General features: G+C 30.0%; 22 protein-coding genes. 14 read left to right on the top strand and 8 right to left on the bottom strand.

Going from position 1 to position 19,073, the window contains the following annotated elements; all coding sequences use genetic code 11:
* Together CAMP5082_RS07660 and CAMP5082_RS07655 are read right to left on the bottom strand one after the other, a co-directional pair.
* The coding region (locus tag CAMP5082_RS07660; protein WP_337206366.1) for a flagellin N-terminal helical domain-containing protein at positions 1–876 on the bottom strand (876 nt) is incomplete at its 3' end.
* Positions 877–950: 74 nt separating this feature from the next.
* Positions 951–2,669 carry a motility associated factor glycosyltransferase family protein gene (locus CAMP5082_RS07655; protein WP_337206365.1) on the bottom strand — a complete coding sequence of 573 codons (1,719 nt, stop codon included), beginning with the start codon at positions 2,667–2,669 and terminating at the stop codon, positions 951–953.
* Between the two features lie 130 nt (positions 2,670–2,799).
* On the opposite strand from CAMP5082_RS07655, the gene topA reads away from it, so the two are divergent.
* Genes topA through CAMP5082_RS07630 form a run of 5 tightly spaced genes read left to right on the top strand, consistent with a single transcriptional unit; the run spans position 2,800 to position 8,327 of the window.
* Positions 2,800–4,884: a type I DNA topoisomerase gene (gene topA, locus CAMP5082_RS07650; RefSeq protein WP_442863332.1), complete on the top strand. Its 2,085-nt coding sequence runs from the start codon at positions 2,800–2,802 to the stop codon at positions 4,882–4,884.
* The gene (locus tag CAMP5082_RS07645) at positions 4,884–5,720 is read left to right on the top strand and encodes a biotin synthase (protein WP_337206367.1); all 837 of its coding nucleotides are present in this window, start codon (positions 4,884–4,886) and stop codon (positions 5,718–5,720) included. Before topA ends, CAMP5082_RS07645 begins: the two co-directional genes overlap by 1 nt.
* Entirely contained in the window at positions 5,701–6,879 is a 1,179-nt protein-coding gene (locus CAMP5082_RS07640) for a cation:proton antiporter (RefSeq protein ID WP_087685281.1), read from the top strand. Before CAMP5082_RS07645 ends, CAMP5082_RS07640 begins: the two co-directional genes overlap by 20 nt.
* 39 nt (positions 6,880–6,918) lie before the next feature.
* On the top strand, positions 6,919–7,677 hold the full coding sequence (locus CAMP5082_RS07635) for a 3'(2'),5'-bisphosphate nucleotidase CysQ family protein (RefSeq protein ID WP_263679700.1): 759 nt from the start codon (positions 6,919–6,921) through the stop codon (positions 7,675–7,677).
* The gene (locus CAMP5082_RS07630; protein ID WP_337206364.1) at positions 7,677–8,327 is read left to right on the top strand and encodes a hypothetical protein; all 651 of its coding nucleotides are present in this window, start codon (positions 7,677–7,679) and stop codon (positions 8,325–8,327) included. The genes CAMP5082_RS07635 and CAMP5082_RS07630 overlap by 1 nt, the downstream gene beginning before the upstream one ends.
* Here CAMP5082_RS07630 and CAMP5082_RS07625 read toward each other — a convergent pair.
* Genes CAMP5082_RS07625 through CAMP5082_RS07615 form a run of 3 tightly spaced genes read right to left on the bottom strand, consistent with a single transcriptional unit; the run spans position 8,320 to position 10,250 of the window.
* Positions 8,320–9,096: a UDP-N-acetylmuramate dehydrogenase gene (locus CAMP5082_RS07625; protein WP_337206363.1), complete on the bottom strand. Its 777-nt coding sequence runs from the start codon at positions 9,094–9,096 to the stop codon at positions 8,320–8,322. The two genes, CAMP5082_RS07630 and CAMP5082_RS07625, sit on opposite strands and share 8 nt — an antisense overlap.
* The gene (fliQ, locus tag CAMP5082_RS07620; RefSeq protein ID WP_012660903.1) at positions 9,093–9,359 is read right to left on the bottom strand and encodes a flagellar biosynthesis protein FliQ; all 267 of its coding nucleotides are present in this window, start codon (positions 9,357–9,359) and stop codon (positions 9,093–9,095) included. The genes CAMP5082_RS07625 and fliQ overlap by 4 nt, the downstream gene beginning before the upstream one ends.
* A 27-nt stretch (positions 9,360–9,386) precedes the next feature.
* Positions 9,387–10,250 carry a menaquinone biosynthesis family protein gene (locus tag CAMP5082_RS07615; RefSeq protein WP_337206362.1) on the bottom strand — a complete coding sequence of 288 codons (864 nt, stop codon included), beginning with the start codon at positions 10,248–10,250 and terminating at the stop codon, positions 9,387–9,389.
* A 110-nt stretch (positions 10,251–10,360) separates the two neighbouring features.
* Between CAMP5082_RS07615 and recA the strand changes: the two genes are divergently transcribed.
* The 4 genes from recA to CAMP5082_RS07595 all read left to right on the top strand — a co-directional run bounded on the left by recA (position 10,361) and on the right by CAMP5082_RS07595 (position 13,593).
* On the top strand, positions 10,361–11,398 hold the full coding sequence (recA, locus tag CAMP5082_RS07610) for a recombinase RecA (RefSeq protein ID WP_039617275.1): 1,038 nt from the start codon (positions 10,361–10,363) through the stop codon (positions 11,396–11,398).
* On the top strand, positions 11,398–12,642 hold the full coding sequence (gene eno / locus CAMP5082_RS07605; RefSeq protein WP_337206361.1) for a phosphopyruvate hydratase: 1,245 nt from the start codon (positions 11,398–11,400) through the stop codon (positions 12,640–12,642). Before recA ends, eno begins: the two co-directional genes overlap by 1 nt.
* Before the next feature lie 101 nt (positions 12,643–12,743).
* Positions 12,744–12,920 (top strand): hypothetical protein, encoded by a 177-nt coding sequence (locus CAMP5082_RS07600; protein WP_173787953.1) that lies wholly within the window; start codon positions 12,744–12,746, stop codon positions 12,918–12,920.
* Positions 12,910–13,593 (top strand): AMIN domain-containing protein, encoded by a 684-nt coding sequence (locus CAMP5082_RS07595; RefSeq protein WP_337206360.1) that lies wholly within the window; start codon positions 12,910–12,912, stop codon positions 13,591–13,593. The genes CAMP5082_RS07600 and CAMP5082_RS07595 overlap by 11 nt, the downstream gene beginning before the upstream one ends.
* A gap of 14 nt (positions 13,594–13,607) precedes the next feature.
* Here the strand turns inward: CAMP5082_RS07595 and CAMP5082_RS07590 are convergent, their stop codons facing one another.
* Positions 13,608–13,991: a group III truncated hemoglobin gene (locus CAMP5082_RS07590; RefSeq protein WP_074693048.1), complete on the bottom strand. Its 384-nt coding sequence runs from the start codon at positions 13,989–13,991 to the stop codon at positions 13,608–13,610.
* 108 nt (positions 13,992–14,099) lie between these two features.
* Between CAMP5082_RS07590 and CAMP5082_RS07585 the strand changes: the two genes are divergently transcribed.
* A complete protein-coding gene (locus CAMP5082_RS07585; RefSeq protein ID WP_263679712.1) occupies positions 14,100–14,576 on the top strand; it encodes a cysteine permease in 477 nt (158 codons plus the stop codon).
* On the opposite strand, the gene CAMP5082_RS07580 is transcribed toward CAMP5082_RS07585, so the two are convergent.
* A complete protein-coding gene (locus CAMP5082_RS07580) occupies positions 14,545–15,855 on the bottom strand; it encodes an MFS transporter (RefSeq protein ID WP_337206359.1) in 1,311 nt (436 codons plus the stop codon). The genes CAMP5082_RS07585 and CAMP5082_RS07580 overlap by 32 nt on opposite strands.
* A gap of 2 nt (positions 15,856–15,857) precedes the next feature.
* Positions 15,858–16,022 carry a highly acidic protein gene (locus CAMP5082_RS07575; RefSeq protein WP_337206358.1) on the bottom strand — a complete coding sequence of 55 codons (165 nt, stop codon included), beginning with the start codon at positions 16,020–16,022 and terminating at the stop codon, positions 15,858–15,860.
* A gap of 87 nt (positions 16,023–16,109) precedes the next feature.
* On the opposite strand from CAMP5082_RS07575, the gene moaC reads away from it, so the two are divergent.
* The 4 genes from moaC to CAMP5082_RS07555 all read left to right on the top strand — a co-directional run.
* Positions 16,110–16,583, top strand: a complete 474-nt coding sequence (gene moaC, locus CAMP5082_RS07570) for a cyclic pyranopterin monophosphate synthase MoaC (RefSeq protein ID WP_337206357.1) — start codon at positions 16,110–16,112, stop codon at positions 16,581–16,583.
* Complete coding sequence (locus CAMP5082_RS07565) at positions 16,561–16,824, top strand: HP0495 family protein (protein ID WP_263664263.1); 264 nt, start codon at positions 16,561–16,563, stop codon at positions 16,822–16,824. The genes moaC and CAMP5082_RS07565 overlap by 23 nt, the downstream gene beginning before the upstream one ends.
* Before the next feature lie 12 nt (positions 16,825–16,836).
* Positions 16,837–17,961, top strand: coding sequence for a hypothetical protein (locus CAMP5082_RS07560; protein ID WP_337206356.1), 1,125 nt, complete (start codon positions 16,837–16,839; stop codon positions 17,959–17,961).
* Between the two features lie 50 nt (positions 17,962–18,011).
* The coding region (locus tag CAMP5082_RS07555) for a cache domain-containing protein (RefSeq protein WP_337206355.1) at positions 18,012–19,073 on the top strand (1,062 nt) is incomplete at its 3' end.

The following is a 19,073-nucleotide window of genomic DNA, read 5'->3' as shown; positions in this document are numbered from 1 at the left end:
ATCTTTAGAAGCTTCCACACCTGTGGTATCTTTTACTGAGTTAATAGCTGAAATCAACGCACCATTTTCATCGCCATCTTTATAATCAACTTTACCTATTTTAACTCCATTAATAGTAAAATCATCGCTTGTAGTACCAGCTTTTATAGCTCCAGCACCAGTAGTTTGAACTAAGAAATTTGCTCTTACGCCAGTTATATCAGCCACTCTATTAATCTCTTCAGCTAAAGCACCTATACCAGTACCTACTGAAGATGAGATCACTACAGGTTGGAATTTAAAATCATCAATACCATTATAGTTTTTAATAGTAAGTTGAGCTACACCACTAGTATGAGACATAGAACCAGTTTCAAATCTAGTAACACCAATTTTACTTGATTGAGTTGCACCTATGCTAGCTTGGATGGTTTGATTAGACTGAGAACCGATTTGAAATTCTTGATTAGTAAAACCACCGCTTAAAAGCTGTTTGCCGTTAAAAGAGGTTGTATTTGCTATATTATCAAGTTCCTCCATCAAACGGTTAATATCAGCTTGAAGCATGTTTCTTGTTTTAGTGCTTTGTCCATCTTGAGCAGCTTGAGTTGCTTTTACTTTGATAGTATCTAAGATTTTAAGTTGCTCATCCATAGCTTTATCAGCTGTTTGTAAAATACCTAAAGCATCATTGCCATTGTTAATAGCTTGACCTAAAGTATTAGCTTGAGATCTTAAACTATCTGCAATAGCCATCCCAGAAGCATCATCTGCTGCAGAGTTGATTCTAAGACCTGAACTAAGTCTAGATAAAGAATTATCTAACGCTCTTGAGTTTAAGTTTGCATTAGCTTGAGCATTTAAAGATGCCACGTTAGTATTTATACGAAATCCCATTTTAAATCCTTTTAAATAAATTCAACCGCTTCCATGCAGTTGTTTAAGCTATATCGAAAATAAAGAAAAAAATTTTATACTTTTAATATATTTTTATATTCATGTATAGAATTTTCCATGTTTTTCAAACTTAATGTTGTAAATTCTAAAAATATTTCTAGAAAATCCATGTATCTTAATAAGGCATTTTGAGGATCTTCATACAAGCAAATATTAAAAAGACTCCTATGGTAAAATAATGACTTATATGTAAAACTTTGCAAAATTTTACTTTCATCAATCATTGTATTAAATTTCAAAACAATATCCATAAAATTTTCATAAAAATGGTTCTGGGTTTTATTTTGTTTCAAAACATTTAAGATTTTTTGGGCATCTTCGTATAAAGTATTTAATTCAAAATAATCTTTTTGCAAAAGCTCTAGTGATTTTAGTAATATTTTTTTCTGCCTATTAAAACTTAAAATATTAGGCAAAATATAATCTTTTTTAGTATCTTTTAATAATTCCAACACCTCTTTAAAAGGCTTTTCTATAGTATAGTCTATAAAAGCACCTCCTTCAGTTGCATTGTAAAAACTTACTTGGGGATTTGAAAGAAATAAAACCTCTAAACGCTTTCTAAATTCATCCCATGCTATATGAGTTTTAACAAAACCTTGTTTATTATAAGCTAACACTTTTAATTTTTCTCTATTATCTTCTATAGTTTTAATATCACCAAAACTAAAAACATCTGCATCTGCATGTGAAGCTCCATCTTCACTAAAAGCCAAATCTTGCCCTATTATAATCACGCTAGAAAACCCTAAAGATATAGCAAAATTATAAGCAAAATGAGCTACATTTATACCAATATCTAAATAACCAAAATCATTTAAATTAAATTTTTGCTGATAATCTAAATTTTGCAAAATATAAATTTTTTGTTTTTTATCTTTTAAAATTAATATCAATTCTTTATTTATATTTCCACTAAGTATAAAAATAGGTTCTTTGGGATTTAAAGGCAAATCCTCGTAAAAACACTTACATTTTTCACCTATATCCATCGAAAAAACAAAATCAGGATAAACTTCATTCTTAAGCAAAGTTTTGTAAGTAGCATCCAAAGCAAATATCACATAATCATCTTGATATGTTTTTAAAAGTTCTAGTTGTTTACTCAAAGAAGGTCCTGCACATACCACAATAACACTTTTGTTTTTTCCTTTATTTTCATAAATAAACCTTTGAAATGGGATATTTTGTAAAACCAAAGGCATATTGGATAAAAACTGTCTATAAATTTTAGAATCTGTAGCAAAACTAGTATCAACATTTCTAACTGTTCTTTTTATAATTTCTAAACATTTTTGATACACAAAATCAAACATAGGGCTTTGATCATAAAATTCGCTATAAGGCAAAAGCTTAAAAAGCCCTAAATATTCAAAACAATCTTTTTGCGAAAAAAGTAAAAAAAGATATTCTTCTAACCTTTTCTCTTCTACATCACAAAGATATATTTTTCCACTTGAAAGTTCTTGGCTTAAATCCATCTTACTTAAAACATTAGCAAAAAATTCAGCTTTATCAAAAATAAAAATATGTTTATTAATAAGTTTTTTTAAAAAAAGCCCATCTCCTATACCACAAAAAAATATATTAGGTTTTATTAAGTCATCTTTTGAAGGCACAAAGGGTGTTTGACTTGGAAAGATGTCAATAAAGTCTTCTTTTAAAGATAAAATTTTTTCTTGCAAGGGTTTGTTAGTAAATTCTAAAGCTTGTAAATTTTTTTGCAAAAACATTGTCTATCCTATGAAATTAAATTACAGAAAATTATAACATTAATTGCATTTTACTTAAAAACTCATCTAAGCAAAAAATTTAACTTTTTTTTATACACTTTTACTAATTTTAATCCTCACAAGGAAAATAATGAAAAATTTAATCATTGTAGAATCACCTGCTAAAGCTAAAACCATAGGTAATTTTCTAGGTAAAGACTATGAAGTGATAGCCTCTAAAGGACATATTAGAGATCTACCTAAAACTAGCTTTGGTATAAAAATAGAAGATGAAAATTTTAAACCTGAATATAGAATTTCAAACGATCATTCAAGCTTAGTAAAAGAACTCAAAGAAAAGGCTAAAAAAGCTAAAATCATCTATCTTGCAACCGATGAGGACCGCGAGGGTGAAGCCATAGCTTATCATATAGCTAAGGCTATCAATAAAGATGAAAATTCCCTGCCACGCATAGTTTTTCATGAGATCACTAAAAGTGCCATAGAAAATGCTTTAAAAAACCCAAGATCTTTAAATATAAATAGCGTCAACGCTCAACAAACTAGACGCTTACTTGATCGCATAGTAGGTTATAAACTAAGCCCTTTACTCAATCAAAAAATTCAAAAAGGCTTAAGCGCAGGGCGTGTACAAAGCGCAGCTTTAAAAATCATCGTCGATAGAGAAAGAGAAATTAAAGCTTTTGTTCCTTTGAAATATTTTAGTGTAGATATGATTTTTGAAAAAGACTTACAAGCTGAATTAGTTGAGTTTCAAAACCAAAAGATAGAAAAACTAAGTCTAACTAATGAAGATAGAGCCAAACTTATCTTTAAGGCTTGTAAAAATGCTAACTTTAAAATAAAAGATATAGAAAGTAAAGATAGAAAAATAGCCCCACAAGCACCTTTTATGACCTCAACTTTGCAACAAAGCGCGAGCAATCGCCTAGGTTTTAACCCTAAAAAAACCATGATGATAGCTCAAAAACTTTATGAGGGCGTAAAAACTCATCAAGGTATTATGGGTGTGATCACTTATATGAGAACTGATAGCTTAAACATCGCAAAAGAAGCCTTAGAAGAAGTAAGAAAGCTCATCAAAAATGATTTTGGTAAAGAATACTTACCAAGCAAAGCAAATATTTATACCACTAAAAGCAAAGGTGCTCAAGAAGCACATGAAGCTATAAGACCGACTAATCTTAGCTTTACTCCAAAACTTGCAAGTGAGTTTTTAGAAAAAGATGAAGCAAGATTATATACTTTAATATACAATCGCTTCCTAGCTTCACAAATGAATCCTGCTATATCTCAAACTCAAAATGTCTATGCAAAATCAAATGAAGCAAGTTTTAAAATAAGTGGTAGAAAAATTTTATTTGATGGGCATTATAAAGTATACGGAGATATGGATAAAGATAAAATTTTACCTAATTTAAAACTAGAAGATACACTAAATATTCAAAATATAGAATTAAACCCACACTTTACCGAGCCACCTTCAAGATACTCTGAAGCTGGACTTGTTAAAAAGCTAGAAAATCTTGGTATAGGACGCCCTTCAACTTATGCTCCAACCATCTCTTTACTTAGTGCAAGAGAATATGTGCATATAGATAAAAAACAAATCATACCTAATGAAATAGCCTTTGTCGTAACAGAAGTTTTAGAACAAAACTTTAGTGATATAGTAGATAGTGATTTTACTTCTAAAATGGAAGATAAACTTGACATCATTGCAGAAGGTAAAATGGACTGGCAAGAAGTTTTAAGAGAGTTTTATTTTCCTTTTATGAGAAAAATCGATGAGGGTAAAAAAAATATAAAAAGTCAAAAAACTTTTACAAAATTAGATGAAGCCTGCCCTGATTGTGGTGGAGAGCTTGCTATAAGAAAAGGAAGATATGGAGAATTTATAGCTTGTTTAAATTTTCCAAAATGTAAATACTCAAGAAATTTAAAACAAGAAACACAAAATGAAGAAAAAAGTGAGAAAAAACTCAATACCATAGGCGTAAAATGTCCAAGCTGTCAAGAAGGCGAGATCGTGGAGCGTTTTTCAAAGCGTGGTAAATTTTATGGTTGTAGTGCTTATCCAAAATGCAACTATATAAGCAAATACAAACCAAGTGAAGAAAAATGTAGCGAGTGTGGTGAAACTTTAATCATCAAAGAACTTAAAAAAGGCACATTTTTAGAGTGCTTAAAATGCAAAATCAAAAAGGAAATTTAATGCAAATCATGCTTTGTGCTATATCTAATATAGCAAGTGGAGGGTGCGGGGAGGACTGCAAATACTGCACTCAAAGTGTTCATGTGAAAACCAATATCTATAAATACAAAAGAAAAGATATAGACCAAATTGTTTTAGAAGCTAAAATGGCTAAGAAAAATGAGGCTTTGGGGTTTTGTTTAGTCACAGCAGGAGCTGGGCTTGATGATGAAAAACTTGATTATGTGTGCAAAGTAGCTCATGCAGTGCAAAAAGAAGTAGAAGGACTTTTACTCATAGCTTGCAATGGCATAGCAAATTTAGAACAACTCAAAGAATTAAAAAAAGCAGGAATTTTTTCTTATAATCATAATCTAGAAACTTCCAAAGAATTTTTTCCAAACATTTGCTCTACACATACTTGGGAGCAAAGATTTCAAACTAATCTTTATGCTAAAGAAGCAGGTTTAATGCTTTGCTGTGGTGGAATTTATGGTCTTGGAGAAAGTGAAGCTGATAGAAAAAGTTTTAGAGCAAGTTTAAAAGAGCTTGATCCTTTTTCTTCGCCTATTAATTTTTTCATACCAAATGAAAATTTAAAACTCAAACAAGCTTTACTTGATCCTGATGAGGCTTTAAATATCATCAAAGACACTAAAAAAGACTTACCAAATGCACATATCATGGTAGCAGGTGGTAGAGAAGTAGTGTTAAAAGAAAGACAATATGAAATTTTTGACGCAGGAGCTAGTGCTATAGTAGTGGGTGATTATCTTACAACTAAAGGCGAAGAACCTAGCAAAGACATACAAAAACTAAAACAAATGGGATTTAGCTTTGCTAGCTCATGCCATTGATGCTCAAGCTGCTACGGATTTAAAAATTTTATTAGTCGTAGCAGGGTGTTTGCTTACTTCACCTTATATTGCTAAATTTTTAAAACTCCCACTTTCAGCCACTGAAATCATGCTTGGCTCTTTTATAGGATTTTTGGGTTTCATAGGAGAAAGTGAGAATTTTAAGCTTTTAGCTAATGCGGGGTTTTATTATCTTATGTTTATTGCGGGTATGGAGATTAATCTCAAAACCTTTTTAAACACTGAAAGAAGCTTGCTTAATAAAGCTTTTATTTACATTATACTTTTATATGCTTTTAGTGTTTTAGCGGTTGAAAGTATAGATATTTCTTATATTTTTGTCATTATTATACCTGTTATGAGCGTAGGTTTACTCTCAACGCTTTATAGAGACTTTGGCAAAAACTGTGAGTGGCTTAATGTATCCATGGTGGTAGCCACTTTGGCTGAAGTTGTAAGCATAGTTTTGCTTACCATAGCTGCAGCATTTTTGGGAAAAGGAGCCGATCTTTTCTCACTCACTCAAAATTTATTATATTTAGTGGGATTTTTAGCACTTTGTATTTTTGGATTTAAATTTTTAGAAGTGCTTTTTTGGTGGTATCCACAGCTTAAAACCATACTCATGCCTTGGCAAGATCAAAACGAAAAAGATATAAGATTTTGTATGGCAATTTTCATAGCCATAGTTGCGATTATGATTTATTTTAAACTTGAAGTTGCACTTGGAGCTTTTATAGCAGGTTCATTTATAGCTACTTTTTTTGATCATAAAAAAGACTTAGAGCATAAACTTTCTAGTTTTGGTTATGGCTTTTTAATCCCTATATTTTTCATCTATATAGGCTCAAGCTTTAAGCTTCAAATGCTTTTAAACCCTCAAGTTTTACTCATAGCTTTTTCACTAACTGCCTTTATGATAGGACTAAGAATACTTTGCGCTATGACTTTTGTAAAAATACTTGGTTTAAAAAACACCTTTTTATTTGGCCTAAGCCATTCTATGCCACTAACCTTACTCATTGCAGTAGCTACGCTTTCTTATCAAACTAATATCATCACTCAAGATATATACTCAGGATTAGTGCTTACTGCTTTACTTGAAGCAATTTTAGCCATTAGCTTAATTAAATTTATTAATAATCTTAGTAGAAAATAATTCTACTAAGTATTTATATAAAATTGCTATACTTTTTTTATGAAAAATTTAGACACACTTTTAGAATTAGCCTTAAAAGCAGGCAAGGAAGCCTCAAAAGTATTGCTTGAATATAAAGACAAAAATACCTTGTGGCTTAAAGATGATGATTCCCCAGTAGGTTTAGCTGATATAAAGTCTAATGAAGTTATTAGTGAGATTTTGGCTTCAAGCGATATAGCTATATGCTCTGAAGAAAATATACTCTCTTATGAAGAAAGAAAAAATTTAGCGTATTTTTGGCTCATAGATCCTCTTGATGGTACTAAATCTTATGCTAAAAAAGATAAAGAATATTGTGTTTTAATCGCATTAATCCATAAAAACACCCCTATACTTTCACTCATAGGCGATGTGGAAAATAATGCATTTTATTATGCACATACTCATACTAAAGTTTATAAAAATAATGAAATTTTAAATCTTAACTTAGAGCAGTACGAAAAGGTTAAAAATATAGCCCTTTACTCTAAAAATCATGATAATAATGAAGATTTTTTCATTCAAAATCATCTTGAAGGTATTAAGGTTTCATCTGCTTTGAAATTTGTATATTTACTTGAAGCAAAAGCTGGAATTTACCCACGTTTTGGTGGCCCAAAAGCTTGGGATATAGCTGCAGGAGATTTTTTAGTTAAACAAAATGGTGGAATTTTATATGATTTTAATAAAAAGGCTTTAGATTATAATAGTTCTGATTTTAAACTTCCAAGTTTTATAGCTTTTGCTAAGAATGAATTTAAATTAAAAGGTTTTTAGTGAGATTTTTTTTAGTATTTTTTTGTTTTTTAAGTGCTATTTATGCTAACTCTTTTGCGAATAAAAAAATCATCAAATTACAAAATAACGATGATTTTAATATCATCAATCTTGAACAAAATATAAATTATGACAAACTCTCACACATTAACACCTTAGCTTTGGTGCCAAGCTATGAAAAAGAATATAATTTTTATTTTTCGAACTTAAAAATTGATGCTAAAACTATGGCAAAAGACACGCTAAAAGCATTAAGTGCTATTTTAAATGAGCAAAATAATTTTGCCTTACTTAGTCAAAAAGAAAATCAATCTTACATCAATAGCCAAAATATCTTGCAAAAAAATAAAAATTTCATCAATGCAAGTGAGTTTTTAGAATTTAATCGTTTTAAAAAGGCTGATTTTATTATTTTGCTAGATTTAAAAAGCATTCAAGCAAGCCAACAAAATTTCTTGCTTTTTTCCAATTTTGAAGTCAAAGCCGACATAGAATACAAACTTTTTAATACTAAAACAAAAAAACTAAAAGATCATAAAATCCTTACTATCAATACTCAATTTAGCACAAATGATAAAAATAAATCTTATCAAGAATTAGTCCAAGAAATAGCTACAATTGTTTATGAAGATATTAAAAATACTATATAATCACCACTTCTTCTTCTAAAACAATCCCAAATTCTTCAAAAACTCTTTTCTTAGCAAGCTCTATCAAAAACATCGCATCATCAAAACTAGCGTGTTTTTTATTGATTAAAAAATTTGCATGTTCATTACTAAACATCGCATCATTTTTACTAAAACCTTTAAGATTAACTGCTTCTATCAACCTTCCTGCATGATCGTTTTTGGGGTTTTTAAAAATAGATCCAAAACTAGCGCCTTTGGGTTGATTTTTTCTTGCATTTTTTAAAAGTTCATCTTTAACTGGGTCAAATCCATATTCTAAAAAAAACTTCGCACTAAACATCACTTCTTTAATAGGGTTAAACCTATAAGCAAAAGCGATGTTTTGTTTTAAAATTTCTTGATTAAAAGTGCAAATGCTGATTAAGTTTTTACTAATATCCTCATCTTTTAATCCTGCATTCATTTTTAAAATACCACCTAAAGTCCCTGGGATATTTCTTAAAAACTCAAAGCCTTTTAGGTTATTTTCTTTAGCAAAATGATACATTTTAAAAGATTTCACGCTAGAGCCTATCTCTAAAAACATACCTTTTTCATTTTGCTCTAAAATTTTAATATAATCAAAACTTTTCCCTAAAATTCCAAGTTTTTTAGGCTTTGGAGAAATTAAAAGATTATTTGCCCCACCTATTAAAAAACCATTAAATTCGCAAGGCTCTTCAAGTATTTGTACTTCAAAGCTCTCGCCTATACGCACAGAAGAATACTTAGAAAAATCAATAATCATCTAATAAAGCTTGGAATTTGATTTAAAATATTCGTTGTAAAATCAATCATAGAACTTATCATCCAAGGCATTAAAAATACTATCACCACGACAACAAGTAAAATTTTTGGCACAAAAGAAAGCGTGGCTTCGTTAATTTGCGTTACAGCTTGAAAAATACTTATAATAAGCCCTGCGATAAGCCCTGCTAAAAGCATAGGTAAAGAAAGCATAAGTGTGATTTTAAAAGTTTGTACACCCAAGGCTACTAAAGTACTTTCCATATTTTCTCCTTAAAATTCAAAATTCTATCAAGAATTTCTAAATTCTTCATACTCACTAGGTATAAGATAATCTTTGCTTTTTATTAACTTCTCATAAAATCCATGATTAAATCCAAGCTCAAAAAGCTTATCTATGGCATTGTATTGTTTATCATTCATATTTATAGAGTTTTTATTTGCGTATAAATTTAAATATACATCAAGTTTTTGCGCATCAACGCGTATTAAATTACGCTCTAAAAGCATAGAGGCTAAGATTTTTCTATTATGATCAGCTACTTCTACTGCTTTAATCAAATCTTTTTCAACCGCTATTGCATCATTAAGTGGTAAAGATCTTCTAAGAGCCATACCACCCAAAGGTAAAGGCAAATCATCTTTGACTAATTCTTGCCAAATATCCCAAAGTTCAGCCTCAACACATAAGCTAGAATCAAATTCTAAAATACTCTCATGTATAAGCACTCCCGCATCAACCTCATCTTCTAAAACAGCCTTTTCAATCTCTAAAAAATTCTTATAAACTATTCTAGCTTGTGGGTATTTTATGCGAAAGATTAAAGCATTAGTAGTGTGTGCTCCACTTAAAGCAACTTTAAAATTTGGCTTTAATTTTTTATTCTTTTTCTTAATAAGCTTTGGCCCATAACCCTCGCCAAAACTCACAGCAGTTTTTAATAAAGTATATTCGCTAGCTATTAAAGGATAAAGTGCAAAAGATATCGCACTAACATCGTATATATTTTCTAATGCAAGTTTATTTAAAGTTTGTATATCTAAAGCTGTATTTTCATACTCATAAGCATTTCCAACCCAACCAAATTTAATCGCCATATACATAAAAATATCATCAGCATCAGGAGAGTGTGCTACGCTAATTTTTTTATTCATTTTTTTCCTTGAAAAATTTAAAAAAGTATTTTAGCAAAATTCAAAATAAAAACTTATATTAAATTTCTTTTTGATACAATTTTAAACATATTATAAAAGGATTAACAAGTATGGATGATAATAAAAGAAAATCACTTGATGCAGCTTTAAAAAGTCTTGATAAAACCTTTGGAAAAGGTACCATTTTAAGGCTTGGCGATAAAGAAGTTGAAAAAATTGATTCTATTCCTACAGGTTCGGTTGGACTTGATTTGGCTTTAGGAATTGGTGGGGTTCCAAAAGGAAGAATTATAGAAATTTATGGGCCTGAAAGTTCAGGTAAAACTACACTTACCTTACACATCATAGCAGAATGTCAAAAAAAAGGTGGAGTTTGTGCGTTTATTGATGCTGAACATGCTCTTGATGTAAGATATGCAAAAAATTTAGGTGTTGATACAGAAAATCTTTACATCTCTCAACCAGATTTTGGAGAACAAGCCTTAGAAATCGTTGAAACCATAGCAAGAAGTGGAGCCATTGATCTAATAGTAGTAGATAGTGTTGCTGCGCTTACTCCAAAAGCAGAAATCGAAGGTGATATGGGAGATCAGCATGTAGGTCTTCAAGCAAGATTAATGAGTCAAGCTTTAAGAAAATTAACCGGTATCGTTCATAAAATGAATACTACTGTAATTTTCATCAACCAAATTCGTATGAAAATAGGCATGATGGGCTATGGCACTCCTGAAACAACTACCGGAGGAAATGCTTTAAAATTTTATGCTTCGGTTCGTTTAGATGTACGAAAAACAGCTACTTTAAAACAAAATGATGAGCCTATTGGAAACCGTGTTAAGGTAAAAGTGGCTAAAAATAAAGTAGCCCCTCCATTTAAACAGGCTGAATTTGATGTGATGTTTGGCGAGGGTGTAAGCCGTGAAGGCGAACTAATAGACTATGGTGTAAAACTTGATATTATTGATAAAAGTGGCGCGTGGTTTTCTTACAAGGCTTCTAAACTTGGCCAAGGTAGAGAAAATGCCAAAGCATTTTTAAAAGAAAATCCAGCTATTGCAGATGAAATCACTCAAGCCATACAAAACTCAATCGGTATAGATAGTATGATTTTGGGTGCAAAAGAAGATGATGAAGAAGGAGAGGAATAATGTTGATTATTGAAGATTTAAGAGCTTTTGAAGTTTTAGATAGTAGAGGCAACCCTACCATTAAAGCCGAAATCATACTAAGCGATGGCAGCGTGGGAAGCGCTATCGTTCCAAGTGGTGCAAGCACGGGAAAAAAAGAAGCTTTAGAACTAAGAGATAATGATGAAAGATTTGGTGGTAAAGGTGTTTTAAAAGCGATTGAAAACATCAATGGCACCATAGCTGAAAACATTATAGGGCTTGATGCATTTAATCAAACCCAACTAGATAACACCCTTTTAGAGCTTGATGGGACAAAAAACTACTCTAACCTAGGAGCAAATGCAACCTTAGGAATTTCTATGGCAACAGCGCGTGCTGCCGCTAATGCACTAGGTGTGCCTTTATATCGCTATTTAGGTGGAGCAAATGCAAGCGTACTACCCGTGCCAATGTGTAATATCATCAACGGTGGCGCGCATGCAAACAATAGCGTAGATTTTCAAGAATTTATGATTATGCCTTTTGGTTTTTCAAGCTTTAAAGAAGGATTAAGATCAGTTTGTGAAATTTATGCAGTATTGAAAAAAGAATTAGCTAATCTGGGTCACTCTACTGCCTTAGGCGATGAGGGTGGTTTTGCACCAAATTTAGCAAATAATACAGAACCTCTTGATCTTTTAATGACTTGTATTAAAAAAGCAGGCTATGAAAATAAAATCAAACTAGCGTTAGATGTAGCAAGTAGTGAACTTTATAAAGATGGTAAATACCATTTAGAGGGTAAAGTTTTCTCAAGTGAAGACTTAATCGCGCGTTATGAAGAATTATGTGCAAAATATCCAATTTTTAGTATTGAAGATGGTTTAGCTGAAGATGATTATGAAGGTTGGATTAAACTTACTCAAAAGCTTGGTAATAAAATTCAACTTGTGGGTGATGATTTGTTTGTAACTAATGAAGATATTTTAAGAGAAGGTATCATGAAAAATATGGCAAATGCTGTATTGATTAAGCCTAATCAAATTGGAACAATCACTCAAACTATGAGAACAGTAAGATTAGCTCATAGAAATAATTACAGATGTATTATGAGCCATAGAAGTGGCGAAAGCGAAGATACTTTTATAGCTGATTTTGCAGTAGCACTTAATACAGGACAAATCAAAACAGGAGCTCTAGCAAGAGGTGAAAGAACTGCTAAATACAATCGCTTATTAGAAATTGAACTTGATAATGATGAGTACTTAGGAGATAAACTCTGAGCGATTTATTAAAAGAGTATGATGAGCATTCTAAAAAAAAGGAAGCTCATCGCCAACTCATCAAAACCATTGCATTATCATTTGTAGCTATTATTGTTGCTATGTATTTTGGTAATATGTTTTTTGGTAAATCTTCTCTAGATGTGCTACTAACACTTAAAGAAGAGCAAAAAATTTTAGAAAAAAATATAATGACTTTAAAAGCTAAAAATGCTCAAGCTCAAAAAGAATATTTGCAACTTTTAAGACTTAAGGGAGAAAATTCGCATGAGAATTAAATTTTTTATATTGTTTTTACTTTCTTGTGTATTTTTAAATGCAAAAGACAATCCTTTTGATAATAACATAGAGCAAAAAAATACCGAATTTGCAAAACTTAGTCCTTTCCAAAGGCAAGATTTTAACTTTAACTCTGATGCGAGAATTTTAAAAAATATTACCATCACTTACATTAACCTTGATGGTTCTGAAGAACAAACCACTCTGGATATATACAAAAGTATTAACTGGCATGATACCTACTCATTTATAAAAACTAAAAGTCCAAATGCCACGCCTATACTTGATGTATCTGTAACCGTGCCACAAAAACAAGGAAATAAAAACTCAAAAACAGAAGAAAATAACACTACTTTAAACATAGAAACACCACTTTTTAGCGGAAATATTTATAATTTTATTTCTCTTGGTTTTTACAATAACAAAATTAATATCAAAACCCAGGATAAAATACTAAGACATCTTTCTATAGGAGATCCTACTAAAATTATTATAGATTTTACTAAAAAACAAAATTTTAACACCAAAACACTGCAAGTTAATACAGCACAAGTTAGAAAAGTTGTATTTGGTTCACATAAAGGGTATTATCGTTTGGTAATATATCTTGATGGAAAATACAGTTATAAATATTCACATAGTGAAAACTTACATACATTTAACTATCGCTAAGAGTTTTTAAACTCTTAAGCAAATCTATGATCATAAATAATCATTTGAAATCTTTGGGCTATCATTCTAGCTCTTTCTATAATGATATTTCTTGGTTCATCTTCAAAAACTTCTTGCAAACTCTCATCAAATAAATTAAGCCAAATATCAAAAAATTCTCTTGGAAATGGAGGTAATTCATGATGAGCTCTCAAAGGTGAACCACTATAACTTGGATCAGCTAAAAACATCCCTGCCCAAAAACTTGCTATTTTTTCTTTATGTTTTTTCCAACTCTCATCATCTGTGCCGATTTTTTCATTAAAAATAGGTCCTAAATCCTTATCCACCCTAACCTTTGCATAAAAAACATCCATAAGTTTTTTTATACCCTCATGATTAATAGTTTCAAATTTCATGCTTTTCCTTAAAAATAATTTTTACTTATTGTATTAAATTTAGAAATTAAAAATATAAACAAAAGTCAATTTTTAGTATAATTTTAAAAACAAAACTAAAGAAAAACTATGACTTATACTATTTTACCACCCAATCAATTCTTAGATGATTATGTCTTAAATGTACAATTACATCAATTAGCAAATATCTCTAAAAACGCTTATAAATTTTGGAAAAACGCTCAAGCAGCACGCTATCAAGGCACAAGAGTGGTATTTTTAAACAAAAAAAGTATTTTAAAAAAACACCAACATCTTATACAAAAATGTGAAAATTTAAGTGGCTATGTGTTAGCAAGTGCTTTTTGCTCATTTACCACTTTAGCCCCATCTCATTTAGTAGAAAAAAATAATTCTCAAATTTATAAAATCTTAGATATAAAAGAAGTATGTGGGGTTAAATTTGTAAATTTAAAGGCATTTTACGATCTTTTAAAGCTAGATTATAATTATAATATTTACATCGAAAAATGCCATTTTTTTAGTCCCACTCCTTTGGAAAAACGTATTAAAATCACTGAGAGTATGTGCGTTGGGTATTACTAAGATATTTAAACATCAAAGCAGAAAAAAGTGAAATTATAGCCATAGCTAGCATATAAAATCCTAAAGAAAAACGAGCGATATTTTCTAAATTTCCTAAAGCAATAGTATGTAAAAATAAAGCAAGTTGCGGGGTAAACCCACCGGCTAATGCATAAGCTATATTATATGAAAAACTAAGTCCTGAAAATTTAATCTTAGCATCAAATACTTCACTCATCATTAAAGGGCAAAAATTCATCACTCCAGCAAAAAAACAAGCACTCAAATAATACACACTCACTGTATTAAAATCAGGTGTTTTAGTATAAAGAGCATTAAAATAAAACAAACAAGTTAAGAAAAATCCTAATGAAAAAACCACACAAGCTTTTACTATACCTATTTTATCAGCCAAAATTCCACTTAATATACAGCCAGTTACAAGCACAACTATACCAAGCATTTGCATGTAAGTTTGAATGCTTGCATCAATACTTAGCATTTTTGCCATAAAAGAAGGTATGATTAAAATCATCACAACAATGCAAGCAGTTAAAACCCAAGTTATCAACATAGAAAGCACAATGCCCAACTTGGCTTTTTTAAACACTTCTTTTAAAGGGAATTTTTCTAAGGCTTTATCTTTTTTCATTTGCTCAAAAACAGGGGTTTCTCTTAAAAATTTACGCAAATAAGCAGAAATAATCCCAAAAATTCCACCCAAGAAAAATGGAATTCTCCAAGCCCACTCATAAAGCTCTTCTTGTGTAAAAAATTTATTCATCATCAAAAATACAAAACTACCAAGTAAAATTCCACCTACCACAGAAGCTGTTAAAATCCCAAGATAAGTGCGTTTTTGACCCTTTGGAGCATGCTCAAATACAAAAACCCAAGCACCAGGCAATTCCCCACCTATAGCTATACCTTGACAAATCCTTACAAATACTAAAAATACTATACATAAATATCCTATACTTTCATAAGTAGGTATAAAAGCAAGTAAAAAAGTTGGTATAACCATCAGCAAAATACTAAGCATAAACATTTTCTTACGGCCAAATTTATCGCCAAAATGCGCCATTACTATACCACCAAGTGGTCTAGCTAAATATCCTGCAGCAAAAATCCCATAAGTATTAAACATTTGCCAAAATGGGCTTAAATTTTCAGGAAAGAAATTTTTAGAAATATAACTTGCAAAAAATACAAAAATGATAAAATCATAAAATTCTAAAGTCCCTCCCAAAGAAGAAAGACCTAAAACTTTTATATCTTTTTTACTAAGATTTTTACTCACTCTTAATCCATCTCATAAGTATCATCATCACTATAATCATCATCGTATTCATAATCATCATCATCATCATAATTATACGATCTTTGATTATTTGCATAAGTATCATCATCTATTTCATCATACATTTCATCATCATAATTTTCAAATTCTTCATCATCATAAGCCATTATAAATCCTTTAAAATTTTTTAGTAGTATTTTAATATAAAAATATACATTTTGGTATAATTTTTCAAACTTTACTTAAGGAAAAATATGAATTTAACGCATTTAGATGAAAAAAATCATCCCAAAATGGTAGATGTAAGTCAAAAAGATATCACCCAAAGAGAAGCTTGTGCAAGTGGTAAAATATACATGAGTAAAGAAGCATTTGAAGCTATCATTGAAAATAAAGCTAAAAAAGGACCTGTTTTGCAAACTGCCATCACAGCAGCCATTATGGGAGCTAAGCAAACTTCAAATCTTATCCCAATGTGCCATCCTTTAATGATTTCAAAAGTACAAACTCACATAGAAGAAAACAAAGAAGAATGTTCTTTTAAACTTTTTGTAACCGTAAAATGTGAAGGAAAAACAGGAGTTGAAATGGAAAGCTTAACCGCTGTTAGCATTGGGCTTTTAACTATTTATGATATGGTTAAAGCTATTGATAAAAGCATGCAAATTACTGATATAGTTTTAGAAAGCAAAGAAGGAGGAAAAAGTGGTAAATATCTGCGATCTTAAAAAAGAACCTATTATAAACTACCCTACTTTTTGGGATTACAAAGTCGTTTTTGAAGCTGGAGTTGATGCTTTAGAAATTTTTACCCAAATACTAAATGAAAGAGAATTTAAATACAAAATCTCAAATACTAGCAAACAAGGAACATACAAAAGCTATCTTTTAAGTGTTTATGTAGATAGCAAAAGTGACCGTTTAAATATTTTTAATCAATTAAAAAGTAAAGCCAAATTTGTACTATAAAAAGGAAAAACTATGAAAAATTTAGCCATTATTTTTGAAAATTCTCTCTTAGCTTGTGAAAAAAACGAAATTCCAAACTTAATTAGCGAGCTTGTTTTTAGTCTAAGTTATAAAAAAATTAGTTTTGAAAATACTAGCAATGAAGAACTTTTTGCCATATTTTCTAAGGTATTAGAAAAACTTGAACTTATAAATGAAGAAAATATTTCTAGAATAATCCAAGGTATCATCAAAGCTAGAGTGGAAGAGGATAAAAAAGCATTTTTTGCTTATATTAATGAATATGGCAAATTAAAAGTAAAAATCGAAGAACAAAAAAACACCATTAAGCATAAAATTTGTGATAATTTTTTTGACTTAGAAAAAATCTTAAAGAATTTGAATTTAAATGAATTTAATATAAGCATTAATGATGCAATGCTTTATGATATAGAAATACTAGGTCTTTTAAAAGAAACCGCCGAAAGTGCTTTTATCACAACCTTAGAAAAAGGAGAAAATATAGAGCTTACTTCTTGTGAGATTGCTAAAAATTTAGTCTTTAATGCAATTTGTGAAGGAAGTTTTGAAAAAGAAAGAATTTTAAAAATCTCCCAAGTAGTTTTAAATGCAGCTTTTGAACTTGCTAATGAATCACAAGCCTTTGCTTATGATTTATGTATTGGAAGTATTTATGGAGCGCAAGAAGGAATTTCTTTAGCGATTGAAAAATTTAAATCAAGCTTTGCATATAGTGCTTTAGAATATGATTTAAAAAACAAAGAAAAAGAACTCATAGATATAGAACAAGAATTTATTCAAATGCTTAAAAAAATATCATCAGAACTTGACAATCCCGTAAAAGACATACTCAAAGATTTATTAGAAAATAAATTTGACACTTTATTTGCTAAATTTAAACGTCTCATACAAGAAAATAGAGAACAAATCCTTATTAAAATAAATGAAATTAAACAAAATCCAAAAATTGACGACTTTAGCAAGCTAGCACAAAATAAACTTAACATTCTAGCCAAAGAGCTAAGCGAGCTTGAAAAACTTGCTAGTCATAAATATAAAAGTTTAGATAAAAATAATGCAAAAGAATTAGGGGTAAGATTGTGGGAAAAAATTAACAAACTAATAAAAAAATATTAAAAAACAAAAGTTACCATTTTGTCAAATACATCAGATGAAAGAGGTAACTAATGTTTAAAAATTTTAATTTAACTACAAAAATGATTTTAATTTTATCTTCTGTAATATTTATTGGCATAGGAATTTTATCTGTAACGATAATCTCAAAAAGCCAAGAAATGCTTAATGATGAAGCTCATAAACTTTTATTAAGTAGCGCCAATAGATACTCAAATGGGATTCAAGCAATTACCCAAAACGCATATTCAACACTAGAAACAGCGCAAGGCGTTATTAAAAATTTTGCAAATAAAGACAATAACTTAGATATAGAAGATCTTAAAATTTTAATAAGCAGTATGCTAGATTCAAATTCTTGGACTTATTTTGCATATATTCATCTTAACCAATACCACAGCAATAATCCTTTAAATCTTACTCCATCAGGAAAGTTTTTATTATTAGCAAAAGATGAAAATCCACAACAAAAAGGATCAATTAAATTCATCCAAGCTGAAGAAGTAATCTTACAACAAAATTCTCTCATAAAAGCTTTACAAACCAAGCAACCTGCCGTTGGAAGACCTAGAGATTATTCTATAAATGGAGAAAAATTATACTTAGTAAACATTGTTTTGCCAATTTTTGGAAAAAATAACGAAACAATTGGTGCAATAGGTATGCTTGTGCGCATTGATTTATTGAGAGAAGAATTAAATGATCCAAATAAGAGTTTATTTGCAAATGACCAACGTTTATTGATTTCAAGTGATGGTTTAATCATATCTAGTCCAAAAGCAGAATATGTTGGAAAAATCATCACAGAAATTAATCCTCATCCTAGTGCAAAAACAATACTAGACATGCAAAGCACCAAAACCAATGGTTTATTTACTTTTATACCTGCTTCTACAAATGAAGAAAATTTAGCCCAGCTTGTAAATTTTGATCTTTGGGAGGGCTCTAATGATCATTGGAGTGTTGTAACTATAGCACCAAAAAAATCAGTGGAAAAGCCTGCTGATTCTTTAGCATTTATTATATTTGCAATTTCTGCAATTGTGCTTTTTATTATTATTAGTGTGATTTATTTTTATGTTAAAAAAAGTGTTGTTGGAACAATTCATAAACTT

The organism is Campylobacter sp. LMG 17559 (assembly GCF_024723605.1).
In the GTDB taxonomy this organism is placed as follows: domain Bacteria; phylum Campylobacterota; class Campylobacteria; order Campylobacterales; family Campylobacteraceae; genus Campylobacter_D.
The sequence above is the reverse complement of the archived record's forward strand: the minus strand, read 5'-3'. Positions and strand labels throughout refer to the sequence as shown.

Coding starts and splice junctions, on each gene's coding strand:
- CAMP5082_RS07560 (WP_337206356.1), top strand. CDS start 16,837: ATGAAAAATTTAGCCATTATTTTTGAAAATTCTCTCTTAGCTTGTGAA.
- CAMP5082_RS07575 (WP_337206358.1), bottom strand. CDS start 16,022: ATGGCTTATGATGATGAAGAATTTGAAAATTATGATGATGAAATGTAT.
- fliQ (WP_012660903.1), bottom strand. CDS start 9,359: ATGGAAAGTACTTTAGTAGCCTTGGGTGTACAAACTTTTAAAATCACA.
- topA (WP_442863332.1), top strand. CDS start 2,800: ATGAAAAATTTAATCATTGTAGAATCACCTGCTAAAGCTAAAACCATA.
- CAMP5082_RS07615 (WP_337206362.1), bottom strand. CDS start 10,250: ATGAATAAAAAAATTAGCGTAGCACACTCTCCTGATGCTGATGATATT.
- CAMP5082_RS07635 (WP_263679700.1), top strand. CDS start 6,919: ATGAAAAATTTAGACACACTTTTAGAATTAGCCTTAAAAGCAGGCAAG.
- eno (WP_337206361.1), top strand. CDS start 11,398: ATGTTGATTATTGAAGATTTAAGAGCTTTTGAAGTTTTAGATAGTAGA.
- CAMP5082_RS07585 (WP_263679712.1), top strand. CDS start 14,100: ATGACTTATACTATTTTACCACCCAATCAATTCTTAGATGATTATGTC.
- recA (WP_039617275.1), top strand. CDS start 10,361: ATGGATGATAATAAAAGAAAATCACTTGATGCAGCTTTAAAAAGTCTT.
- CAMP5082_RS07655 (WP_337206365.1), bottom strand. CDS start 2,669: ATGTTTTTGCAAAAAAATTTACAAGCTTTAGAATTTACTAACAAACCC.
- moaC (WP_337206357.1), top strand. CDS start 16,110: ATGAATTTAACGCATTTAGATGAAAAAAATCATCCCAAAATGGTAGAT.
- CAMP5082_RS07625 (WP_337206363.1), bottom strand. CDS start 9,096: ATGATTATTGATTTTTCTAAGTATTCTTCTGTGCGTATAGGCGAGAGC.
- CAMP5082_RS07590 (WP_074693048.1), bottom strand. CDS start 13,991: ATGAAATTTGAAACTATTAATCATGAGGGTATAAAAAAACTTATGGAT.
- CAMP5082_RS07645 (WP_337206367.1), top strand. CDS start 4,884: ATGCAAATCATGCTTTGTGCTATATCTAATATAGCAAGTGGAGGGTGC.
- CAMP5082_RS07595 (WP_337206360.1), top strand. CDS start 12,910: ATGAGAATTAAATTTTTTATATTGTTTTTACTTTCTTGTGTATTTTTA.
- CAMP5082_RS07600 (WP_173787953.1), top strand. CDS start 12,744: ATGTATTTTGGTAATATGTTTTTTGGTAAATCTTCTCTAGATGTGCTA.